The sequence below is a fragment of the Mycobacterium sp. E796 genome, from assembly GCF_001672815.1.
Classification (GTDB): domain Bacteria; phylum Actinomycetota; class Actinomycetes; order Mycobacteriales; family Mycobacteriaceae; genus Mycobacterium.
This window is the reverse complement of the sequence record NZ_LZKK01000024.1, coordinates 20,041-40,360: the sequence shown is the minus strand read 5'-3', so window position 1 is coordinate 40,360 and position 20,320 is coordinate 20,041. Positions and strand designations below refer to the sequence as shown.

Genomic DNA, 20,320 nt, shown 5'->3' with positions numbered 1-20,320 from the left:
GCAGTGCGTGCGCATTGGCCTCGCGGTAGTCGAGAGTCAGCCCCAGCGCCGCCGCCCGCGCCTGGGACCGCCGCAGCAACTCGGGCGTGAGGTCGGTGGAAATGACGTCGGCGCCCGTCGCGGCGGCGGGCAGCGAGATGTTGCCCGATCCGGCGGCGACGTCGAGCACCCGCGTGCCCGGCCCGATACCCGCTGCGGCGACCAGGACCGGGCCCAGCGGCGCCATCACCTCCTCGGCCATCAGGGCATAGTCCCCGAGCGCCCACATGGCGCGATGTGTTGCCGCAAGGTCGTCTGGGGTGTTGGCGTCCACGGCGTCGAGCGTCATCGAACCTCCTGAATAGTAGTCATGAGAAACAATATACGGATGCAACTGTGTGGAACCTGGCCATATCCTGCGTAGATCCGGTGCTTCCTACACTTGTGCGGTGCGCCTCGTCTTCGCCGGCACCCCCGAACCCGCGCTGCCCGCGCTGCGCACCCTCATCGACTCGCCCCGGCACGACGTGGTCGCGGTGCTGACCCGGCCCGACGCCGCGTCCGGGCGGCGCGGCAAGCCGGAGCCGTCACCGGTGGCCCGCGAGGCGCACGATCGCGGCATCCCGGTGCTGCGCCCGGCGCGACCCAATTCACCGGAGTTCGTCGCCGAGCTGTCGGAGCTGGCGCCCGACTGCTGCCCGGTGGTCGCCTACGGTGCGCTGCTGCGCGACGGCCTGCTCGCGGTGCCGCCGCACGGCTGGATCAACCTGCACTTCTCGCTGCTGCCCGCGTGGCGCGGCGCGGCGCCGGTGCAGGCCGCGATCGCCGCGGGCGACGCCATCACCGGGGCGACCACCTTCCGGATCGAGCCGAGCATGGACTCGGGACCGGTCTACGGCGTCGTCACCGAGACGATCCGGCCCACCGACACCGCGGGCGATCTGCTTGAGCGCCTTTCACTTTCGGGGGCGGCGCTGTTGTCGGCCACGCTGGACGGCATCGCCGACGGGACGCTGACGCCACGGCCGCAACCGGCCGACGGGGTCAGCATGGCGCCGAAGATCACGGTGGAAGCGGCCCGGGTGCGCTGGGAGCTGCCCGCGCCCGTGGTGGAGCGCCGGATCCGCGCCGTCACGCCCAACCCGGGTGCCTGGACGCTGGTCGGCGACCTGCGCATCAAGATCGGGCCCGTGCAGATCGACTCGGGCCCAACGGCCCCAAAACTACTGCCGCCCGGCGTCATTCACGCGGACCGCAAGCACGTGTGGATCGGCACCGGCTCGGAACCGGTGCGGCTGGGCCAGATTCAGCCGCCGGGCAAGAAGTTCATGAACGCCGTGGACTGGGCGCGCGGCGCCCGCCTCGACGCCGCAGCTCGGGCGTCGTGAGCAACCGGGGGCGCCCCAGGAGGCGCCGGCCGCTGGACCCGGCGCGCGCCGCCGCGTTCGAGGTGCTGCGGGCCGTCAGCGAGCGCGACGCGTACGCCAACCTGGCCCTGCCCGCGGTGCTGCGTCAACGTGGAATCACCGGCCGCGACGCCGCTTTCGCCACCGAGCTCACCTACGGCACCTGCCGCGCCCGCGGCCTGCTCGACGCGATCATCGGCGCGGCCGCGGGGCGACCGCCGGAAGCCATCGACCCGGTGCTGCTCGACCTGCTCCGGCTCGGCACCTACCAGCTGCTGCGCACCCGGGTCGACGCACACGCCGCGGTGTCCACCACGGTCGAGCAGGCGGGAATCGAATTCGATTCGGGCCGAGCGGGTTTCGTCAACGGTGTGCTGCGCACCATCGCCGGGCGGGACGAGAAGTCCTGGGTCGACGAGCTGGCCCCCGACCCGTCGCGCGACCCGGTCGGGCACGCCGCGTTCGTGCACGCGCACCCGCGCTGGGTCGCCCAGGCTTTCGCCGACGCGCTGGGCGCGTCCGCCACCGAACTCGACGCGGTGCTGGAAAGCGACGACGCGCGGCCCCAGGTCCACCTGGCGGCCCGGCCCGGGGTGCTGACCGCCGCCGAGCTGGCCGAGGCGGTCGGTGGCACCGTCGGCCGGTACTCGCCGTACGCGGTGTACCTGCCGGGCGGGGATCCCGGGCGGCTGGCGCCGGTGCGCGACGGCGCCGCGCTGGTCCAGGACGAGGGCAGCCAGCTGGTGGCCCGCGCCCTGACGCTGGCGCCGGTCGACGGTGACACCGGGCGGTGGCTGGACCTGTGCGCCGGTCCGGGCGGTAAGACCGCGTTGCTTGCCGCGATCGGCGCGGAGTCGGGCGCCCGCGTCACGGCGGTGGAGCCGGCGCCGCGGCGCGCCGAGATGGTCGAGCAGAACACCCGCGGGCTGCCGGTCGACGTGCTCCGGGTCGACGGGCGCGAGAGCGGGCTCGAGCCCGGCTTCGACCGGGTGCTCGTCGACGCGCCGTGCACCGGGTTGGGCGCGTTGCGGCGCCGCCCGGAGGCCCGGTGGCGCCGCGGGCCCGCCGACGTGCCGGCGCTGGCCAAGCTGCAACGCGAGCTGCTGGCCGCGGCGATCGCGCTGACCCGGCCCGGCGGCGTGGTGCTGTACGCGACCTGTTCGCCGCACCTCGCGGAAACCGTTGGGGTGGTTGGCGACGCGCTGCGGCGTCATCCGGTGTCCGAGCTGGACACCCGGCCGCTGTTCGACCCCGTCACCGGGCTCGGGGAGGGAAATTCGGTGCAGCTGTGGCCGCACCGGCACGGCACCGACGCGATGTTCGCCGCGGCGCTGCGCCGCGCCTGAAGTGAGGTTGGCCCCCTGGCTCAGTAATGTGACGCTCATGCCTCGCAGTAGCGCGGGACCGCTGATCGCCCCGTCGATCCTCGCCGCCGATTTCGCCCGACTCGCCGACGAAGCGGCCGCCGTCCGCGGTGCCGACTGGTTGCACGTCGACGTGATGGACAACCACTTCGTGCCCAACCTGACCATCGGGCTGCCCGTGGTGGAGGCCATGCTCGCGACCACCACCATCCCGATGGATTGCCACCTGATGATCGAGGATCCGGATCGCTGGGCGCCGCCCTACGCCGAGGCGGGCGCCTACAACGTCACCTTCCACGCCGAGGCCACCGACAATCCCGTCGGCGTGGCCCGCGACATCCGCGCCGCCGGCGCCAAGGCCGGGATCAGCGTGAAACCGGGCACGCCGCTGGAGCCCTACTTCGAAATCCTGCCGCACTTCGACACCCTGCTGATCATGTCGGTCGAGCCCGGTTTCGGCGGCCAGAGCTTCATCCCCGAGGTGCTCGGGAAGGTCCGCGCCGCGCGCAAGCTGATCGAGGCGGGAGGGTTGACCATCCTGGTCGAGATCGACGGCGGCATCAACGAGGACACCATCGAGCAGGCCGCCGAAGCCGGCGTGGACTGCTTTGTCGCCGGGTCGGCGGTGTACGGGGCGGAAGACCCGGACGCCGCGGTCGAGGCGCTGCGGCGACGGGCCGCGGCCGCATCCTCGCACCTGCGCGCATGAACCAACCCCAGTCGGTCGACAGCCTCGACGCGGCCATGCGCCTGGCGATCGAACACTCCTACCAGGTCAAGGGCACCACCTACCCGAACCCGCCGGTCGGATGCGTGATCGTCGACCCGGAAGGCCACGTCGTCGGCGTCGGCGCCACCGAGCCCGCGGGCGGCGACCACGCCGAGGTGCTGGCGTTGCGGCGGGCGGGCGGCCTGGCCGCGGGCGGCATCGCGTTCGTCACCCTCGAGCCGTGCAATCACTACGGCAAGACGCCGCCGTGCGTCAACGCCCTGATCGAGGCCAGGGTGGGCACGGTCATCTACGCCGTCGGCGACCCGAACGCGATCGCCGGCGGGGGAGCGGGCCGGCTGCAGGCCGCGGGAGTGCAGGTGCGGTCGGGGATCTTGGCGGACCAGGTGGCCGCCGGGCCGCTGCGCGAGTGGCTGCACAAGGTGCGCACCGGGCTGCCGCACGTCACGTGGAAGTACGCCAGCAGCGTCGACGGCCGCAGCGCCGCCGCCGACGGCACCAGCCAATGGATCTCCAGCGAGGCGTCCCGGTTGGACCTGCATCGCAGGCGTGCCATCGCCGACGCGATCGTGGTCGGCACCGGCACGGTGCTGGCCGACGACCCGGCGCTGACCGCACGGCTGCCCGACGGGTCGCTGGCCACCCGCCAACCGCTGCGAGTGGTGGTGGGCATGCGCGAAATACCGCCGGAGGCAAAGGTTCTCAACGACGATTCGCGCACCATGGTGATTCGCACACACGACCCCATGGAGGTCATCAAGGCGCTGTCGGACCGCACCGACGTCCTGCTCGAAGGCGGCCCCACCCTCGCCGGAGCGTTCCTGCGCGCCGGGGCGGTCAACCGGATCCTGGCTTACGTGGCGCCGACGCTGGTGGGCGGCCCTAACACCGCCGTCGAAGACGTGGGGGTGCCCACCATCTCGCGGGCGCTGCGCTGGCAGTTCGACGGGATCGACCGGGCCGGCCCCGACCTGGTGCTCAGCCTGGTGCCGCAGGGCGGCTAGCCCTCAGGGAGCGGGCGCCGGGTTGATTTCCGCCGGCTCCTCGGCGACTTCCGGCTCCTCGGCGTGTTCCTTGCGCCCGCTGACCAACAGGCCCAGCAGCGCGCCCACCACACAGATGCCGACGGTGACCAGGAAAATGTCGCCGTACATCGCCGCGAAGGCCTTGATGTACATGGTGCCCTGCGCGAGCACGCGCTCCAGCAGGGTGGCGTCCGGCGGGATCGCCGCCGTGAGGCCCGCGACGATCTGGTTGAACCGGTAGAAACCCCAGGCCGTCAGCGCGGCCACACCGATCAGCATGCCCGTCATGCGGGCCACCACCACGGCCGCCGAGGCGATGCCGTGTTGCGCGGCGGGGACCACCCGCAGGGCCGCCGACGACAGCGGCCCGATCACCAGGCCCAGTCCGAGGCCGGCCACCAACAGGTCGGCGTGGATCGTCGGCACGCTGAACAACCCGAAGACATTGACCTTGTGCCCCAAGATGTCTTCGCGCCAGTAGTGAATCAGCCAGTACCCGTAGGCGGCGATGAGCAGGCCGACGAAGATCATGATCCGGTCGCCGATGCGGGTGGCGATCCAGCCGCCCAGCACCGCGCCGATCGGCAGGGCGATCAAGAACCAGAGCAGCAGCCCGGCCGCCTGGTTCTGATTCATCTGCAGCACGCCCTGCCCGAACAGCTCCACGTCGACCAGGGTCACCATCAACGCCGCGCCCGCCGTCAACGAGGCGCCCAGGGCCGCCAGGAAGGGACGGAAGTGGACCCCGGCCGGGTCGATCAACCGGGTGCGCGAGAACCGCTCCCACACCACGAAGGCCACCGCGGCGACAATCGCGCCGATCACCAAGGGCAACCCGTAGCTGGGCAGCACCTGCTTGCCGTCGGGGTTGGGGTTGTACAGGCCGATCACCGCGAGCCCCAGGGCGACCGCCAACAGCAGGCCACCGACCAGGTCGATCCGTTCGGGCGCCTCGGTGCGATCGCGCGAGGGCAGGCTGAACTGGATCATCACCATCGCGATCAGCGTCAGCGGGACGTTGATCCAGAACACGTATCGCCAGTCGTGAAACAACCAGACGATGAAGATGCCGTACAGCGGACCGAGCACGCTGCCGAGCTCCTGCGCGGCGCCGATGCCGCCCAGCACGCCGGCGCGGTTGCGTTGCGACCAGAGGTCGGCGCCAAGCGCCAGGGTGACCGGCAACAGCGCGCCGCTGGCCACGCCCTGGATGGTTCGGCCGGCGATCAGCATGTGGAAGTCGCCGAACTGACCGGCCAACGCGGTGACCACCGAACCCACGATGAACAGGGCCAGGGCGGCCTGCAACAGCAGCTTGCGGCCAAACCGGTCCGACGCCCGGCCCAAAAGCGGCATGGCCGCGATGTAGCCCAGCAGGTACATCGTCACGATCCAGGTGATCCGCTGCAGCTGGTTCACCGGGATCCCGACGTCGCCCATGATGTCGCGCATGATGGTGACCACGACGTAGGTGTCGAGGGCCCCCAGCAGCACCGCAAGGCTGCCGGCGCTGATCGCGACCCGGCGTCCCCCCTGAGCGCTCATGAGATCACCGGGGGCTTGGTGACGTTGACCGGCGCGCCCCAGTTGGACATGGTCATCTGCAGGGAATTGCCGGAGCTCTTTTCCAGGCTGGCCTGAACCAGCTGGTGGTCGCCATTCTCCTGGATCCACACCGTGCCCGGAACCTGCCCCGACGCGGTGAACTGCGGAACGAGCTTGTTCACCGCGTCCGCGGAGAACTTTCCGCTGATCTTGACGGCGTCCTGGCCGTTAATGTTGTCGCGCCCCTCGGCCTTGGCATCGGTGAAGTTGTTCAGCGCGTTGGCCAGCCCGTCGTCCGGGTTCAGGATCACCGAGACGTCATAGATGTCGGACGCCTTCCCGAAATCACTCCATTTGTTCGGTGTGAGTGTGGCGTAAAGGTCGCCGTCGACGACGACAAAGTCGGCTTGAATGTCAGACCCCCCAACGGTGAGCGTGGCGTTTCCTGACGCGGCGGTGGCCGGCGCGTTGGTGAGGTCACCCGTCAGCACCTTGATGGGCAACCCAGGAATCTTGCCGTTCACCTTGATCACGAGGTGGGCGCTCTTAACGTTCTTGGTCGTGGCGGCGGATTGCTTGACCAGGGTCGTGCCGTCGGGGAGCGGCCCGCCGCTCACCTTCGAGCCGGAGGAGCAACCGGCGACCAGAGCGGTGGCGAGAGTCAGGGAAGCGAGGACGGCCAATAGACGGTGGCGAGTCGGCATACCCTGCATCGTAGAGGGTGCCCGTGACCGGCTCGGGAAACGCGGGGCCCGCTCGGCCGCGCATCGGCCCGTTAACCTGGTGCAATGTTCACCGGAATTGTCGAGGAGCTGGGGGAGGTGACCGGCCGCGACATCCTCGATGACGCTGCGCGGTTGACCATCCGCGGACCGATGGTGACCGGCGACGCCGGGCACGGCGATTCGATCGCCGTCAACGGGGTGTGCCTGACGGTCGCCGAGCTGCTGCCGGACGGCCGGTTCAGCGCCGACGTGATGGGCGAGACCCTGAACCGGTCCAACCTGGGCGAGTTGCAGGTGGGCAGCCGGGTCAATCTCGAACGCGCCGCGGCCGTCAACAGCCGGCTCGGCGGACACATCGTGCAGGGGCACGTCGACGGCACCGGCCGGATCGTCGCCCGCACGCCCTCCGAGAACTGGGAGGTCGTCCGGATCGAGGTGCCCGCGGCGGTCGCCCGCTACGTCGTCGAGAAGGGGTCGATCACCGTCGACGGGATCTCCCTCACGGTGTCCGGACTCGGCTCGGAGCCGCGGGACTGGTTCGAGGTTTCGCTGATCCCGACGACGCGCGAACTGACCACCCTTGGTTGTGCACCCGTTGGAACCCAGGTGAACCTCGAGGTCGACGTCATCGCCAAGTATGTTGAGCGGCTAATGAAAGCAGACCGCTAGCAGCGGCGGGGTGATGTCGCTGCAGCGGCCTGCTCTCGGATCGGGTTGGGTGCGCCTGTTACAGGCCTCGCCAGTTCGGGCCGTCCCAGTAGCCCCAGTCATTGAACTGGGCGTTCCAGACGACCTGGGCCCACGGCGCCCACGGCGGCGGCGGGGGCATCGGCCGCGCCCACGGCGGAGGTGCGCCGTAGCCGGCCGGGCCACCATAGTTGTCATCCCAGTCGCGGCAGTTGTTCCAGTTCTGGTACGGGCCCCAGGCGTTGTCCCACTGGTCGCCAGGGCACCAATGGTGGTGATATGCGGGCGCTGGGGGAGGCGCCGCCTGGGCGGTGCCGGAAGTCAGCCCGAGCGCGGCCGCGGCCATCCCGCCGGCCGCCAGCGCACCGGTGCACAGGCGGACCCATGTCTTGGTTTGCGTGTTTGTGTTCATGACCCCCAGATTTCCCTTAATAACGGGACCAGAAACGGGGTCCGCCACCTCACATGTCGCTCATAGCTGGGGCTTACGCCCGGCTTAAGCCTCACGATCGATTCGGGCACAAAACTCCTGGCAATAACGGCGGCGCCGCGGTGGTTCATACTGAATGCAACTACGAGAGCAAGGCAGCGAGATGACGAGGTTGGACTCCGTCGAGAGGGCGGTTGCCGACATTGCGGCCGGTAAGGCCGTCGTCGTCATCGACGACGAGGAGCGCGAGAACGAGGGCGACCTGATCTTCGCGGCCGAGAAGGCGACGCCGGAGATGGTGGCCTTCATGGTCCGCTACACCTCGGGATACCTGTGCGTACCGCTGGACGGCTCGATCTGCGACCGGCTTGGGCTGCTCCCGATGTACGCAGTGAACCAGGACAAGCACGGGACGGCCTACACCGTCACCGTCGACGCGAGAAACGGTGTGGGAACCGGGATTTCGGCCTCCGACCGGGCCACGACGATGCGGCTGTTGGCCGATCCGGCCAGCGTTGCCGACGATTTCACCCGTCCCGGCCACGTGGTTCCGTTGCGCGCCAAGGACGGCGGGGTGTTGCGCCGGCCGGGCCACACAGAGGCCGCCGTCGATCTGGCCCGGATGGCGGGGCTGCAACCCGCGGGCGCGATCTGCGAAATCGTCAGCCAGAAGGACGAGGGCTCGATGGCGCAGACCGACGAGTTGCGGGTCTTCGCCGACGAGCACGACCTCGCGCTGATCACCATCGCCGATTTGATCGAGTGGCGGCGCAAGCACGAGAAGCACATCGAGCGCATCGCCGAGGCGCGGATACCGACCCGGCACGGCGAGTTTCGCGCCATCGGCTACTCCAGCATCTATGAGGACGTCGAGCACGTGGCGCTGGTTCGTGGCGAGATCGCCGGTCCCAACGCCGATGGCGACGACGTGTTGGTCCGCGTCCACTCCGAATGCCTGACCGGCGACGTGTTCGGCTCTCGCCGCTGCGACTGCGGCCCCCAACTGGACGCCGCGATGGCGATGGTCGCGCGCGAGGGGCGCGGCGTGGTGCTATACATGCGCGGCCACGAGGGCCGCGGCATCGGCCTGATGCACAAGCTGCAGGCATACCAGCTGCAGGACGCCGGCGACGACACCGTCGACGCCAACCTCAAGCTCGGATTGCCGGCCGACGCAAGGGATTACGGGATCGGCGCGCAGATCCTCGTCGATCTCGGCGTTCGCTCCATGCGCCTGCTGACGAACAACCCGGCCAAGCGGGTCGGGTTGGACGGGTACGGTCTGCACATCATCGAGCGGGTGCCGCTACCGGTGCGGGCCAACGCCGAGAACATTCGCTACTTGATGACAAAGCGCGACAAGATGGGCCACGACCTGGTCGGGCTGGACGACTTTCACGAGTCCGTGCATCTCCCAGGCGAATTCGGCGGTGCCTTGTGAGTGGTGGTGCCGGCATTCCGGACGTGCCGCCGCTCGACGCTTCCGGCCTGCGGCTGGCCATCGTGGCGAGCACCTGGCACGCGGAAATCTGCGACGCGTTGCTGGCCGGTGCCCGCAAGGTCGCGTCCGAGTCGGGCATCGACGACCCGACGGTGGTCCGGGTGATCGGGGCGATCGAGATCCCGGTGATCGCACAGGAACTGGCCCGCAACCACGACGCCGTCGTCGCCCTCGGCGTCGTAATCCGCGGCCAGACACCGCATTTCGACTACGTGTGTGACGCGGTGACGCAGGGCCTCACGCGGGTTTCCCTGGACGCGTCGACGCCGGTGGCCAACGGGGTGCTGACCACCGACACCGAGGAGCAGGCGCTGGACCGCGCCGGGCTTCCGGAATCGGCCGAGGACAAGGGGGCCCAGGCCACGGGGGCGGCCCTCGCCACCGCGCTGACGTTGCGTGACCTGCGCGCTCGGTCGTGACTTCGCCGTCGAGCAGCGAGGTATGGGATGTCGAGCTGCGTCCCCACCGCATGCCGGTATTCGTTTACATCGCCGCGTTTCTAATCGCCGCGGCGCACATCGTGGTGGGGCTGCTGCTGAAGATCAAGTCCAGCGGGGTGATCTTTCACACCTCCGATCAGGTGGCGGTCGCCGTCCTGGGTCTGGTGATCGCCGGGGGCGTGCTGTTGTTCGCCCGCCCACGGCTGCGGGTGGGACCGGCGGGTCTGTCGGTGCGAAACCTGTTCGGGTACAGGCTGATTCCCTGGGCCGACTTGGTCGGCGTGTCTTTTCCGCCCGGCCGGCGGTGGGCGCGCGTCGATCTGCCCCACGACGAGTACGTTCCCCTGATGGCGATCCAGGCCGTCGACAAGGAGCGCGCCGTGGAAGCCATGGACACCGTGCGGTCGCTGGTCGCGCGATATCGGCCGGACCTCGGCTGAGCGCTGTACCATCACCGGGTGGCGCGTCATCTGTGGGAGGCATCCGCGCTGGTCATCGCCGCGGTGATGGTGGGCGGATGCGCAACCTCGGTGGCGGGTCGAGCGGTGCGGGCTCCCGGCCAACCCGGGGTCCCCGCGAATGCCCACCTGTCCATCTCGGCGCGCGAGCTGCTGTTGGCTGACGGGGATTCCACCCCGTTCGGCTCGGCGACGGCGACCCCGGTGGGCGACAACTACTTCACCAGCGCCCGGCCGCCGGAATGCGCGGCGGCCTTGTTGTTCAAGGGTTCCCCGCTGCTGCCTCCCGGCTCGGCGGAGCACGCCGAGTCCGCCTACCGTTTCGGCGGTCCGGCGCTTTACGCCGAATCGGTCGACGTCTACGACAAGGCTATGAAGGCCCACGACGTAGTGTCAAAGGGCTTCGCCGCCATCGCCAAATGCCACGGCGACGCCGTCGGGGTGTCGCCCACCGGGGTGTATCCGCCGATGCGGCTCAGTTTCTTCGGCACCACCGACGACGGCGTCCTGGTCTGGACGATGACCCACCCGAAGTGGACGTGTGACTACGGGCTGGCGGTGTTACTCCGGGTGGCCCTGATGCTTTCGGCCTGTGACAGTAAGCCCGGATTTCCGATGAAGGACTGGGCGTCGAAACGCCGGGCGCAGATCGACCGCCGGACCGCCTGAGCCGAGAACTTGCCGGACGGTCTGGGCATATTCGAACACATGTCTTAATAGTTGCTCGCTTCTTTAGGTGACGCCGTAGTCGAAGGCGAGTCTCGGGCGGCCGCGGAGCGGTTGGTGGGGAATGCCTGTGCCGGCAGCATCAGCTGCTGAGTACCTGGCAGGTCGTCGAAGGTAGCCGTATATTCACTCCACCACACAGCAAGCAAGGAGATTCGGATGTTCGCCTGCGAAGCCGTCGATCTTGACTTCCTCGAGACCGCCCCCATCCGTCTTCGCGCAACCGTTAACGTCGGCCGACCGCCAAGCGAGGTATTCGCCGCGCTTGCACATGACCCGGCCAATTGGGGTGACTTTTTCCCTGGCTTCGACAAATCTGGCCGTTGGCAGACATCAGGACCGCATGGCGTTGGGTCTCGCTACACGAAGCGGTTCATCGGCATCACGATTGAAGAATCGGTCCTCGTCTGGGAGGAAGGCGCCCGCCTCGCGTTCCATGTCAACGGGACAAGCGCACCGGCGTTTCACGCCTGGGTTGAGGACTACAAGGTTGATTCGGACGGCAACAACGGCACTGTGCTGCGGATTGCCATCGGCGGTAAGGGAAGACTTGCTTTCAAATTGGCCACACCTGTACTGCCGCGTGTCTTCACTATCCTGATGACTCGCATGGGTCAGAACATTGAACGTGGCCGTTGGTTTTCCGCACCAACGACTAACACATGACACTCAGGGCTAACCACCAGTCCGCCAGCCGGTGCCATCTTCGGATGAAGACGTTCTGGGGCCGGCGGGACCAACAGCTGCCCGACGGCACGGGCATTCCTGGAGGCTTCCCGATGGGCACACCTACGTCAGCATGCCCGGCAGTGTGCTGCTGTTCATGATGCCGCCGCGCACCAAGACCCGGGCGCAAAAAGCGGGCCGCATCGCCGCCGAACGCCGACGCAATCGCGAAGCTCTCATAGTGCGAAAAGCTGAGCAGCCCAGCTACTTTGGACCCGCGCCACCCGACCCGGATGACCCACCGCCGTTTTGACGGGATTAGGGAAGGTCTGTTTGCGGTGTTTGCGGCGGCAATACCGGTCCTCCCGGCGGTTCTCCTACCGCTGCGGGAGGTGGCGCCGGAACTGGCATGCCTTCGCCGGGAAGAACGGGTGCGCTCGCGAATCCAGCCGGTTCCATGTGATCTCTGCACGCATTAGGAACGGGAACCATATACCACTTCCAAGCGCCAGGAGGATTCGGTGCCGGTGCCATGCTGTTGTCGGGGCACCGCCATGTGCAACTCACGCCGCCGGCACCCGGACCGCCGAGGCCCAGCGTGGAACCCCCGGCAATAGCCGCGCCGGCGTCGACGGCCAGGCCCCCTGCCTCACAGTGCAAATGTGATCCATTGATTTCAGTGGGCCAATCACAATAAGCGCCCTGGGCAAAGAAAACGTTGGCCCCGGTCAAGACAGCTGGATAGTCACACAAACCCGCATTGGCCCGCGGGGCCGGGAAAATAATAATCACACCGGACACCATTATCGGAACGAGCCAAACTTTATTCATTGGGCGCCTCGCTTATGTTCCCAACATGGGCGCGGGCAAACTCCGTGCACGTCGATGCGTCCGCCCATGCCATGCCTCCATCCCCACGGCTACGGGCAACATCGCTGGACTTTGGTGAAGTGTTACGGGCCAGGCGACGCGCAACCATCCGTGGCACAAAACGGGCCGCCGACACCCAGCACCGACGAGGCACCGCCGTCCTACCGGCCTACTAGCCTAGGTACGTGCCAGATCCCGCAACGTATCGCCCCGCGCCCGGGTCCATCCCGGTCGAGCCCGGCGTCTACCGCTTCCGGGACACGCACGGGCGCGTCATCTACGTCGGCAAGGCCAAGAGCCTGCGCAGCAGGCTGACGTCCTACTTCCAGGACATCGCCGCCCTGCACCCGCGAACCCGGCAGATGGTGACCACCGCGGCCAAGGTCGAGTGGACGGTGGTGAACACCGAAGTCGAGGCGCTGCAGCTGGAATACAACTGGATCAAGGAATTCGATCCGCGCTTCAACGTCCGCTACCGCGACGACAAGTCCTACCCGGTGCTGGCGGTCACCCTCAACGAGGAGTTCCCGCGGCTGATGGTGTACCGCGGCCCGCGCCGCAAGGGTGTCCGCTACTTCGGCCCCTACTCACACGCGTGGGCGATCCGGGAGACGCTGGACCTGCTCACCCGGGTGTTCCCGGCGCGCACGTGCTCGGCCGGAGTGTTCAAGCGGCACAAGCAGATCGACCGGCCGTGCCTGCTCGGCTACATCGACAAGTGCTCGGCGCCGTGCATCGGCAGGGTCAGCGCCGAGCAGCACCGCCAGATCGTCGAGGACTTCTGCGACTTTCTGTCCGGCAAGACCGACCGCTTCGCGCGCGACCTGGAACACGAGATGAACGCCGCGGCCGAGCGACTCGACTTCGAACGGGCCGCGCGGCTGCGGGACGACCTGGGCGCTTTGAAGCGAGCCATGGAAAAGCAGGCCGTGGTGCTGGGCGACGGCACCGACGCCGACGTGGTCGCCTTCGCCGACGACGAGCTGGAAGCGGCGGTGCAGGTGTTTCACGTGCGCGGCGGGCGGGTGCGCGGCCAGCGCGGCTGGATCGTCGAAAAGTCCGGGGAGCCGGGCGATTCCGGCGAGGAGCGCCTGGTCGAGCAGTTCCTGACGCAGTTCTACGGCGAACAGGCCGAGCTGGGCGGCGCCGCCGACGAGGCCGCCAACCCGGTGCCCCGCGAGGTGCTGGTGCCCTGCCTGCCGTCCAACTCCGAGGAGCTGACCGCGTGGCTGTCCGGCCTGCGCGGTTCGCGCGTGACCTTGAGGGTGCCGCGGCGCGGCGACAAGCGCGCGCTGGCCGAGACCGTGCAGCGCAACGCGAAAGAGGCGCTGCAACAACACAAGCTGAAGCGCGCAGGCGACTTCAACGCGAGATCCGCCGCGCTGCAGAACATTCAGGACGCCCTCGGCCTGGCCGACGCGCCGCTGCGCATCGAATGCGTCGACATCAGCCACGTGCAGGGTACCGACGTGGTGGGCTCGCTGGTGGTGTTCGAGGACGGCCTGCCCCGCAAGTCCGACTACCGCCACTTCGGCATCCGCGAGGCCGCCGGGCAGGGACGCTCCGACGACGTCGCCTCGATCGCCGAGGTGACCCGCCGCCGTTTCGCGCGGCACCTCTCCGAACAGCAGGACCCCAATATGCTTTCCGCGGAAGGCAAATCGCGGCGCTTCGCCTATCCGCCCAACCTGTACGTCGTCGACGGCGGCGCGCCACAGGTCAACGCGGCCAGCGCCGTGCTCGACGAGCTCGGCATCACCGACGTCGCGGTGATCGGCCTGGCCAAGCGGCTGGAAGAGATCTGGGTGCCCTCGGAGCCGGACCCGATCATCATGCCCCGCAACAGCGAGGGGCTCTACCTGTTGCAGCGCGTGCGTGACGAGGCGCATCGGTTCGCCATCACCTACCATCGCAGCAAGCGATCCAAGCGAATGACCGCGTCAGCGCTCGACTCGGTGCCAGGATTGGGAGAGCATCGCCGCAAGGCGCTGGTAACGCATTTCGGATCGATAGCCCGCCTCAAGGAGGCCACCGTCGACCAGATCACCGCCGTTCCGGGCATCGGCGTGGCCACCGCCACGGCCGTCCTCGAGGCGCTGCGACCCGAACAGCCCGAGGGCTCGCAGTGACGAGTCAGGCCGGCATCGACGTCGTATTGGTGACGGGGTTGTCGGGGGCCGGGCGGGGCACCGCGGCCAAAGTGCTCGAGGACCTCGGCTGGTATGTCGCCGACAATCTGCCGCCCCAGCTTATTACGCGCATGGTGGATTTCGGGCTGGCCGCCGGTTCGCGCATCACCCAGCTGGCGGTGGTGATGGACGTGCGATCGCGCGGCTTCACCGGCGACCTCGACGAGGTGCGCAACGAGCTGGCCACCCGCAACATCAGCCCGCGCGTGGTGTTCATGGAGGCGTCCGACGACATGCTGGTGCGCCGCTACGAGCAGAACCGGCGCAGCCACCCGCTGCAGGGCGACCAGACGCTGGCCGAGGGCATCGCCGCCGAGCGCAGGATGCTGGCCCCGGTCCGCGCCACCGCCGACCTGATCATCGACACGTCGACGCTGTCGGTGCGGGGCCTGCGAGAGAGCATCGAGCGCGCGTTCGGCGGCGACACCGGCGCGTCCACCGCCGTCACCGTGGAATCGTTCGGCTTCAAGTACGGCCTACCGATGGACGCCGACATGGTGATGGACGTCCGGTTCCTGCCCAACCCGCACTGGGTGGACGATCTGCGCCCACTCACCGGCCAGCACCCCGCGGTGCGCGACTACGTATTGGGCCAGCCGGGCGCGGGAGAGTTCCTCGACGCTTACCATCGATTGCTAAACCTGGTTGTCGACGGCTACCGCCGGGAGGGCAAGCGCTACATGACGGTCGCCATCGGCTGCACCGGCGGCAAGCATCGCAGCGTCGCGATCGCCGAGGCATTGATGCAGCGGCTGGGGGGTAACCCGCAGCTGACGGTGCGGGTGCTGCATCGGGATCTGGGTCGCGAATGAATGAAGGCATCGTTGCGCTGGGGGGCGGACATGGCCTGTACGCGACGCTGTCCGCCGCGCGCCGGCTGACGCCCTACGTCACCGCCGTGGTCACGGTCGCCGACGACGGCGGCTCGTCCGGCCGGCTGCGCAGCGAACTGGACGTGATCCCGCCCGGCGACCTGCGAATGGCGTTGGCGGCGTTGGCATCTGACAGCCCGTATGGCCGGCTGTGGGCGACCATCCTGCAGCACCGATTCGGCGGCACCGGCGCCCTGGCCGGGCATCCGATCGGCAACCTGCTGCTGGCCGGCCTGTCCGAGGTGCTGGCCGACCCCGTCGCCGCCCTCGACGAACTGGGCCGCATCCTCGGCGTCAAGGGCCGGGTGCTGCCGATGTGCCCGATCGCGCTGCAGATCGAGGCCGACGTGTCCGGCCTGGAGGCCGATCCCCGGATCTTCCGGCTGATCCGCGGCCAGGTGGCGATCGCGACCACGCCCGGCAAGGTGCGGCGGGTGCGGCTGCTGCCGCCCGATCCGCCGGCGACCCGGCAGGCCGTCGACGCGATCATGGCCGCGGACCTGGTTGTGCTGGGTCCCGGGTCGTGGTTCACCAGCGTGATCCCGCACGTGCTGGTCCCGGGGCTGGCGACGGCGCTGCGGGCCACCACCGCCCGGCGCGCGCTGGTGCTCAACCTGGTGGCCGAGCCGGGGGAGACGGCCGGCTTCTCGGTGGAGCGCCACCTGCACGTGCTGGTCCAGCACGCACCCGGGTTCACCGTGCACGACATCATCATCGACGCCGAACGGGTGCCCAGCGAACGCGAACGCGAGCAACTGCGCCGCACCGCGACGCTGCTGGAAGCCGAGGTCCACTTCGCTGACGTGGCCCGACCTGGTACACCTTTACATGACCCGGGCAAGCTCGCCGCGGCGCTGGACGGGGTCCGAGCGGGTCACAAAGGTCGAGGAGCCCCTTTGGATCGGACCACCACGCAGCTGCCGGTCGAAGTTGAGACGAGGGGTGACGACGCGTGGCGATGACGACCGAAGTCAAGGACGAGCTGAGCCGCCTGGTGGTGAAATCCGTCAGCGCGCGGCGCGCGGAGGTCACGTCCCTGCTGAGGTTCGCCGGGGGGCTGCACATCGTCGGCGGCCGGGTGGTCGTCGAGGCCGAGGTGGACCTGGGCAACGTCGCGCGCCGGCTGCGCAAGGACATCTTCGAGCTCTACGGGTACAACGCCGTCGTGCATGTGTTGTCCGCCAGCGGGATTCGCAAGAGCACCCGGTACGTGCTGCGGGTGGCCAACGACGGCGAGGCGCTGGCGCGCCAGACGGGTCTGCTCGACATGCGGGGGCGCCCGGTCCGCGGGCTGCCGGCCCAGGTGGTCGGCGGCAGCGTCGCCGACGCCGAGGCGGCCTGGCGGGGGGCCTTTTTGGCGCACGGGTCGCTGACCGAGCCGGGACGTTCGTCGGCCCTGGAGGTCAGCTGCCCAGGCCCGGAGGCCGCGCTGGCGCTCGTCGGCGCCGCGCGCCGGCTCGGGGTCAGTGCGAAGGCGCGCGAGGTGCGCGGCGCGGACCGGGTGGTGGTGCGCGACGGCGAGGCGATCGGCGCCCTGCTGACCCGGATGGGCGCCCAGGACACCCGGCTGGTCTGGGAGGAACGACGGATGCGCCGCGAGGTCCGCGCGACGGCCAACCGCCTGGCCAACTTCGACGACGCCAACCTGCGGCGGTCGGCGCGGGCGGCGGTCGCGGCGGCCGCCCGGGTGGAGCGCGCGCTGGAGATCCTCGGCGACGGCGTCCCGGACCATCTGGCGTCGGCGGGCCGGCTGCGCGTCGAGCACCGGCAGGCGTCGCTGGAGGAGCTCGGCCGCCTGGCCGACCCGCCGATGACGAAAGACGCTGTGGCCGGCCGGATTCGGCGCCTGCTGTCGATGGCCGACCGCAAGGCGAAGGTCGAAGGCATTCCCGACACCGAGTCGGCCGTGACGCCGGACCTCTTGGAGGACGCGTAGCCGCGGGCTACGGTCATGCCATGAAGCGGCTTTCGAGTGTCGATGCGGCGTTTTGGTCTGCGGAGACCGCGGGCTGGCACATGCATGTCGGTGCGCTGGCGATCTGCGATCTCACCGATGCCCCCGAATACAGCTTTGAACGCGTCCGCGAGCTGATCATCGAGCGGCTGCCCGAGCTGCCGCAGCTGCGGTGGCGGGTCACCGGCGCGCCGCTCGGGCTGGACCGGCCGTGGTTCGTCGAGGACGAAGAGCTCGATGTCGACTTCCACATCCGTCGCATCGCCGTCCCGGCCCCGGGCGGCAGGCGCGAGGTCGACGAGCTGGTGGGTCGGCTGATGTCCTACAAGCTGGACCGTTCCCGACCGTTGTGGGAGCTCTGGGTCATCGAGAACGTCAAGGGCAACCGGGTCGCGACGCTGACCAAGATGCACCACGCGATTGTCGACGGAGTCTCGGGCGCCGGGTTGGGCGAAATCCTGCTCGACGTCACGCCCGAACCCCGTCCGCCGCAAAAGGAGACGGTCGGGTCGCTGGTGGGATTCCAGCTTCCGGGGCTGGAGCGGCGCGCGATCGGGGCACTGATCAACGTCGGCGTCAAGACGCCCTTCCGCATCGCCCGGCTGGTGGAGCAGACGCTGCGCCAGCAGGTCGCCGCGCTGGGCGTCAGCAGCAAGCCGCCGCGCTACTTCGAAGCCCCCAAGACGCGCTTCAACGCACCGGTGTCGCCGCACCGGCGGATCACCGGCTGCCGCGTCGAGCTGGACCGGGCCAAGGCCGTCAAGGACATCTTCGGCGTCAAGCTCAACGACGTGGTGCTGGCGCTCGTGGCCGGGGCCGCCCGAACGTACTTGATGAAGCACGACGAACTGCCGGCCAAACCGCTCATCGCGCAGATCCCGGTCTCGACGCGCACCGACGAAAGCAAGAGCGACATCGGCAACAAGATCAGCTCGATGACCGCGTCGCTGGCCACCCACATCGAGGACCCGGCCGAGCGGCTGCGGGCCATCCACGAAAGCACCCAGAGCGCCAAGTTGATGGCTAAGGCGCTGTCGGCACACCAGATCATGGGCCTGACCGAGACCACCCCGCCCGGGCTGCTGCAGCTGGCGGCGCGGGCCTACACGGCCAGCGGGTTGTCCCGAAACCTGGCCCCCATCAACCTCGTCGTGTCCAATGTCCCCGGTCCGCCCTTCCCGCTGTACATGGCCGGCGCCAAGCTGGAGTCGCTGGTGCCGCTGGGGCCGCCCGTGATGGACGTCGCCCTGAACATCACTTGCTTCTCCTACGAGAAATACTTGGACTTCGGCTTTGTCACCACCCCCGAAGTCGCCAATGACATCCACGAGATGGCCCGCGCCATCGAGCCGGCGCTGACCGAGCTGGAGAAGGCCGCGGCGCAGGAGTGATCGGCTAGACCGGCTTTTGTGGGACTTTCTGCCCTAGTGGCGTCTTTCCGCCCGGCCATAATTAGAACAAGTTACAAGTTCACATTTACGGCTTTGTGCAGCGGAAACACTAAAAAACGAACCACGATTGCAACTCACTCTAGTCATGGGTGTGCACGTCTGGAGGTAGGCGGTGACGTCGATTCAACAACGCGATGCGCAGTCCGTTCTGGTCGCCATCGACGATCTGTTACCCAAGCTGCGCCAGCGGGCGCAGGAGACCGAGGAGCTGCGGCGGCTGCCGGATGCCACCGTCAGCGAGCTTGAAGAAATCGGGTTCTTCCGGCTGCTGCAGCCGGCGCAGTGGGGCGGGATGCAGTGCGATCCGACGGTGTTCTTCGGCGCCGTCCGACGCCTGGCCAGTGCGTGCGGGTCCACCGGGTGGGTGGCATCCATCCTCGGGGTGCACAACTGGCACCTGGCGCAGTTCGATCAGCGGGCGCAGCAAGACGTCTGGGGCGAGGACACGGGTGCGCGGATCTCCTCGTCATACGCCCCGATGGGCGCCGGTCGGGCGGTCGACGGTGGCTATCTGGTCGATGGCTCGTGGAACTGGTCGTCGGGATGTGACCACGCCACGTGGACCTTCGTCGGCGGCCCGGTGATCAAGGACGGACAACCGGTCGACTTCGGCAGCTTCTTGATCCCGATCAGTGACTACCGCATCGACGACGTTTGGCACGTCGTCGGCCTGAAGGGCACCGGCAGCAACACCCTGGTGATCAGGGATGTGTTCGTGCCGCGACACCGGTTCCTGTCCTACAAGTCGATGAACGACCACACCGCGGGCGGGTTGGCGACCAATACCGATCCGGTCTACAGGATGCCTTGGGGCACCATGCATCCCACCACGATCACCGCCCCCATCGTCGGGATGGCCTACGGCGCCTACGAATCCCACGTCGAGCATCAAGGCAAGCGGGTGCGTGCGGCGTTCGCCGGCGAGAAGGCCAAGGACGACCCCTTCGCCAAGGTGCGCATCGCCGAGGCCGCCAGCGATATCGACGCCGCGTGGCGACAGCTGATGGGCAACGTCGGCGACGAGTACGCGTATCTGGTTGCGGGTCAGGAGGTCCCGTTCGAGCTGCGGGCCCGAGCCCGTCGTGATCAGGTGCGCGCCACCGCTCGCGCGATCGCCTCGATCGACCGGCTGTTCGACGCCTCGGGCGCCACCGCGTTGGCCAATAACGCTCCGATTCAACGTTTTTGGCGCGACGCGCACGCCGGCCGGGTGCACGCCGCCAACGATCCCGAGCGTGCCTACGTGATCTTCGGCAACCACGAGTTCGGGCTGCCGCCCGGCGACACGATGGTCTAACCCAC

20 protein-coding genes are annotated in these 20,320 nt (G+C 68.8%); 16 read left to right on the top strand and 4 right to left on the bottom strand.

The features are described from left to right. Positions 1–328, bottom strand: a 328-nt coding sequence (locus A5706_RS01790) for a class I SAM-dependent methyltransferase (protein ID WP_156766914.1), incomplete at its 3' end; no start/stop codon positions are given. A 100-nt stretch (positions 329–428) separates the two neighbouring features. Between A5706_RS01790 and fmt the strand changes: the two genes are divergently transcribed. Genes fmt through ribD form a run of 4 tightly spaced genes read left to right on the top strand, consistent with a single transcriptional unit; the run spans position 429 to position 4,483 of the window. Beyond that, positions 429–1,367 carry a methionyl-tRNA formyltransferase gene (gene fmt / locus A5706_RS01785; RefSeq protein ID WP_068126462.1) on the top strand — a complete coding sequence of 313 codons (939 nt, stop codon included), beginning with the start codon at positions 429–431 and terminating at the stop codon, positions 1,365–1,367. Continuing rightward, on the top strand, positions 1,364–2,731 hold the full coding sequence (locus tag A5706_RS01780) for an RsmB/NOP family class I SAM-dependent RNA methyltransferase (RefSeq protein ID WP_068126460.1): 1,368 nt from the start codon (positions 1,364–1,366) through the stop codon (positions 2,729–2,731). The genes fmt and A5706_RS01780 overlap by 4 nt, the downstream gene beginning before the upstream one ends. Before the next feature lie 28 nt (positions 2,732–2,759). After that, positions 2,760–3,458, top strand: coding sequence for a ribulose-phosphate 3-epimerase (rpe, locus tag A5706_RS01775; RefSeq protein WP_156766913.1), 699 nt, complete (start codon positions 2,760–2,762; stop codon positions 3,456–3,458). After that, positions 3,455–4,483 carry a bifunctional diaminohydroxyphosphoribosylaminopyrimidine deaminase/5-amino-6-(5-phosphoribosylamino)uracil reductase RibD gene (gene ribD, locus A5706_RS01770; protein WP_068126458.1) on the top strand — a complete coding sequence of 343 codons (1,029 nt, stop codon included), beginning with the start codon at positions 3,455–3,457 and terminating at the stop codon, positions 4,481–4,483. The genes rpe and ribD overlap by 4 nt, the downstream gene beginning before the upstream one ends. A gap of 3 nt (positions 4,484–4,486) precedes the next feature. On the opposite strand, the gene A5706_RS01765 is transcribed toward ribD, so the two are convergent. After that, positions 4,487–6,049, bottom strand: a complete 1,563-nt coding sequence (locus A5706_RS01765) for an MFS transporter (protein WP_068126456.1) — start codon at positions 6,047–6,049, stop codon at positions 4,487–4,489. Further along, positions 6,046–6,753, bottom strand: a complete 708-nt coding sequence (locus tag A5706_RS01760) for an LppX_LprAFG lipoprotein (protein ID WP_068126453.1) — start codon at positions 6,751–6,753, stop codon at positions 6,046–6,048. Before A5706_RS01760 ends, A5706_RS01765 begins: the two co-directional genes overlap by 4 nt. An 84-nt stretch (positions 6,754–6,837) precedes the next feature. Between A5706_RS01760 and A5706_RS01755 the strand changes: the two genes are divergently transcribed. After that, positions 6,838–7,443, top strand: coding sequence for a riboflavin synthase (locus tag A5706_RS01755; RefSeq protein ID WP_068126451.1), 606 nt, complete (start codon positions 6,838–6,840; stop codon positions 7,441–7,443). 58 nt (positions 7,444–7,501) lie between these two features. On the opposite strand, the gene A5706_RS01750 is transcribed toward A5706_RS01755, so the two are convergent. After that, a complete protein-coding gene (locus tag A5706_RS01750) occupies positions 7,502–7,873 on the bottom strand; it encodes a hypothetical protein (protein WP_068126449.1) in 372 nt (123 codons plus the stop codon). A 181-nt stretch (positions 7,874–8,054) separates the two neighbouring features. Here A5706_RS01750 and A5706_RS01745 point away from each other — a divergent pair, with 181 nt between their 5' ends. The 11 genes from A5706_RS01745 to hsaA all read left to right on the top strand — a co-directional run bounded on the left by A5706_RS01745 (position 8,055) and on the right by hsaA (position 20,315). Next, on the top strand, positions 8,055–9,332 hold the full coding sequence (locus A5706_RS01745; RefSeq protein ID WP_068100611.1) for a bifunctional 3,4-dihydroxy-2-butanone-4-phosphate synthase/GTP cyclohydrolase II: 1,278 nt from the start codon (positions 8,055–8,057) through the stop codon (positions 9,330–9,332). Then, complete coding sequence (gene ribH, locus A5706_RS01740; RefSeq protein ID WP_068126446.1) at positions 9,329–9,811, top strand: 6,7-dimethyl-8-ribityllumazine synthase; 483 nt, start codon at positions 9,329–9,331, stop codon at positions 9,809–9,811. Before A5706_RS01745 ends, ribH begins: the two co-directional genes overlap by 4 nt. A 50-nt stretch (positions 9,812–9,861) precedes the next feature. Continuing rightward, the gene (locus A5706_RS01735) at positions 9,862–10,272 is read left to right on the top strand and encodes a PH domain-containing protein (protein ID WP_082964135.1); all 411 of its coding nucleotides are present in this window, start codon (positions 9,862–9,864) and stop codon (positions 10,270–10,272) included. A 66-nt stretch (positions 10,273–10,338) separates the two neighbouring features. Continuing rightward, positions 10,339–10,959 carry a sensor domain-containing protein gene (locus A5706_RS01730; RefSeq protein WP_068126465.1) on the top strand — a complete coding sequence of 207 codons (621 nt, stop codon included), beginning with the start codon at positions 10,339–10,341 and terminating at the stop codon, positions 10,957–10,959. A gap of 216 nt (positions 10,960–11,175) precedes the next feature. Further along, the gene (locus tag A5706_RS31925) at positions 11,176–11,682 is read left to right on the top strand and encodes an SRPBCC family protein (protein ID WP_082964131.1); all 507 of its coding nucleotides are present in this window, start codon (positions 11,176–11,178) and stop codon (positions 11,680–11,682) included. 1,055 nt (positions 11,683–12,737) lie between these two features. Then, positions 12,738–14,681, top strand: coding sequence for an excinuclease ABC subunit UvrC (gene uvrC, locus A5706_RS01725; RefSeq protein ID WP_068126441.1), 1,944 nt, complete (start codon positions 12,738–12,740; stop codon positions 14,679–14,681). Continuing rightward, positions 14,678–15,553, top strand: a complete 876-nt coding sequence (rapZ, locus tag A5706_RS01720) for an RNase adapter RapZ (protein ID WP_068100617.1) — start codon at positions 14,678–14,680, stop codon at positions 15,551–15,553. The genes uvrC and rapZ overlap by 4 nt, the downstream gene beginning before the upstream one ends. Continuing rightward, the gene (locus A5706_RS01715; protein WP_068126439.1) at positions 15,550–16,575 is read left to right on the top strand and encodes a YvcK family protein; all 1,026 of its coding nucleotides are present in this window, start codon (positions 15,550–15,552) and stop codon (positions 16,573–16,575) included. Before rapZ ends, A5706_RS01715 begins: the two co-directional genes overlap by 4 nt. Further along, positions 16,572–17,549, top strand: a complete 978-nt coding sequence (gene whiA / locus A5706_RS01710) for a DNA-binding protein WhiA (protein WP_156766912.1) — start codon at positions 16,572–16,574, stop codon at positions 17,547–17,549. Before A5706_RS01715 ends, whiA begins: the two co-directional genes overlap by 4 nt. Positions 17,550–17,569: 20 nt before the next feature. Beyond that, a complete protein-coding gene (locus A5706_RS01705) occupies positions 17,570–18,958 on the top strand; it encodes a wax ester/triacylglycerol synthase family O-acyltransferase (RefSeq protein ID WP_068126435.1) in 1,389 nt (462 codons plus the stop codon). Positions 18,959–19,130: 172 nt separating this feature from the next. Further along, complete coding sequence (hsaA, locus tag A5706_RS01700) at positions 19,131–20,315, top strand: 3-hydroxy-9,10-secoandrosta-1,3,5(10)-triene-9,17-dione monooxygenase oxygenase subunit (RefSeq protein WP_068126432.1); 1,185 nt, start codon at positions 19,131–19,133, stop codon at positions 20,313–20,315. Positions 20,316–20,320: the final 5 nt, after the last annotated feature.

Bases quoted from the DNA above. Each gene is read 5' to 3' on its own strand.
- A5706_RS01735 (WP_082964135.1), top strand. From the start codon at position 9,862: ATGCCGGTATTCGTTTACATCGCCGCGTTTCTAATCGCCGCGGCGCAC.
- A5706_RS01750 (WP_068126449.1), bottom strand. From the start codon at position 7,873: ATGAACACAAACACGCAAACCAAGACATGGGTCCGCCTGTGCACCGGT.
- ribD (WP_068126458.1), top strand. From the start codon at position 3,455: ATGAACCAACCCCAGTCGGTCGACAGCCTCGACGCGGCCATGCGCCTG.
- A5706_RS31925 (WP_082964131.1), top strand. From the start codon at position 11,176: ATGTTCGCCTGCGAAGCCGTCGATCTTGACTTCCTCGAGACCGCCCCC.
- A5706_RS01760 (WP_068126453.1), bottom strand. From the start codon at position 6,753: ATGCCGACTCGCCACCGTCTATTGGCCGTCCTCGCTTCCCTGACTCTC.
- A5706_RS01705 (WP_068126435.1), top strand. From the start codon at position 17,570: ATGAAGCGGCTTTCGAGTGTCGATGCGGCGTTTTGGTCTGCGGAGACC.
- A5706_RS01730 (WP_068126465.1), top strand. From the start codon at position 10,339: ATGGTGGGCGGATGCGCAACCTCGGTGGCGGGTCGAGCGGTGCGGGCT.
- A5706_RS01765 (WP_068126456.1), bottom strand. From the start codon at position 6,049: ATGAGCGCTCAGGGGGGACGCCGGGTCGCGATCAGCGCCGGCAGCCTT.
- A5706_RS01755 (WP_068126451.1), top strand. From the start codon at position 6,838: ATGTTCACCGGAATTGTCGAGGAGCTGGGGGAGGTGACCGGCCGCGAC.
- A5706_RS01745 (WP_068100611.1), top strand. From the start codon at position 8,055: ATGACGAGGTTGGACTCCGTCGAGAGGGCGGTTGCCGACATTGCGGCC.
- whiA (WP_156766912.1), top strand. From the start codon at position 16,572: ATGACGACCGAAGTCAAGGACGAGCTGAGCCGCCTGGTGGTGAAATCC.
- A5706_RS01715 (WP_068126439.1), top strand. From the start codon at position 15,550: ATGAATGAAGGCATCGTTGCGCTGGGGGGCGGACATGGCCTGTACGCG.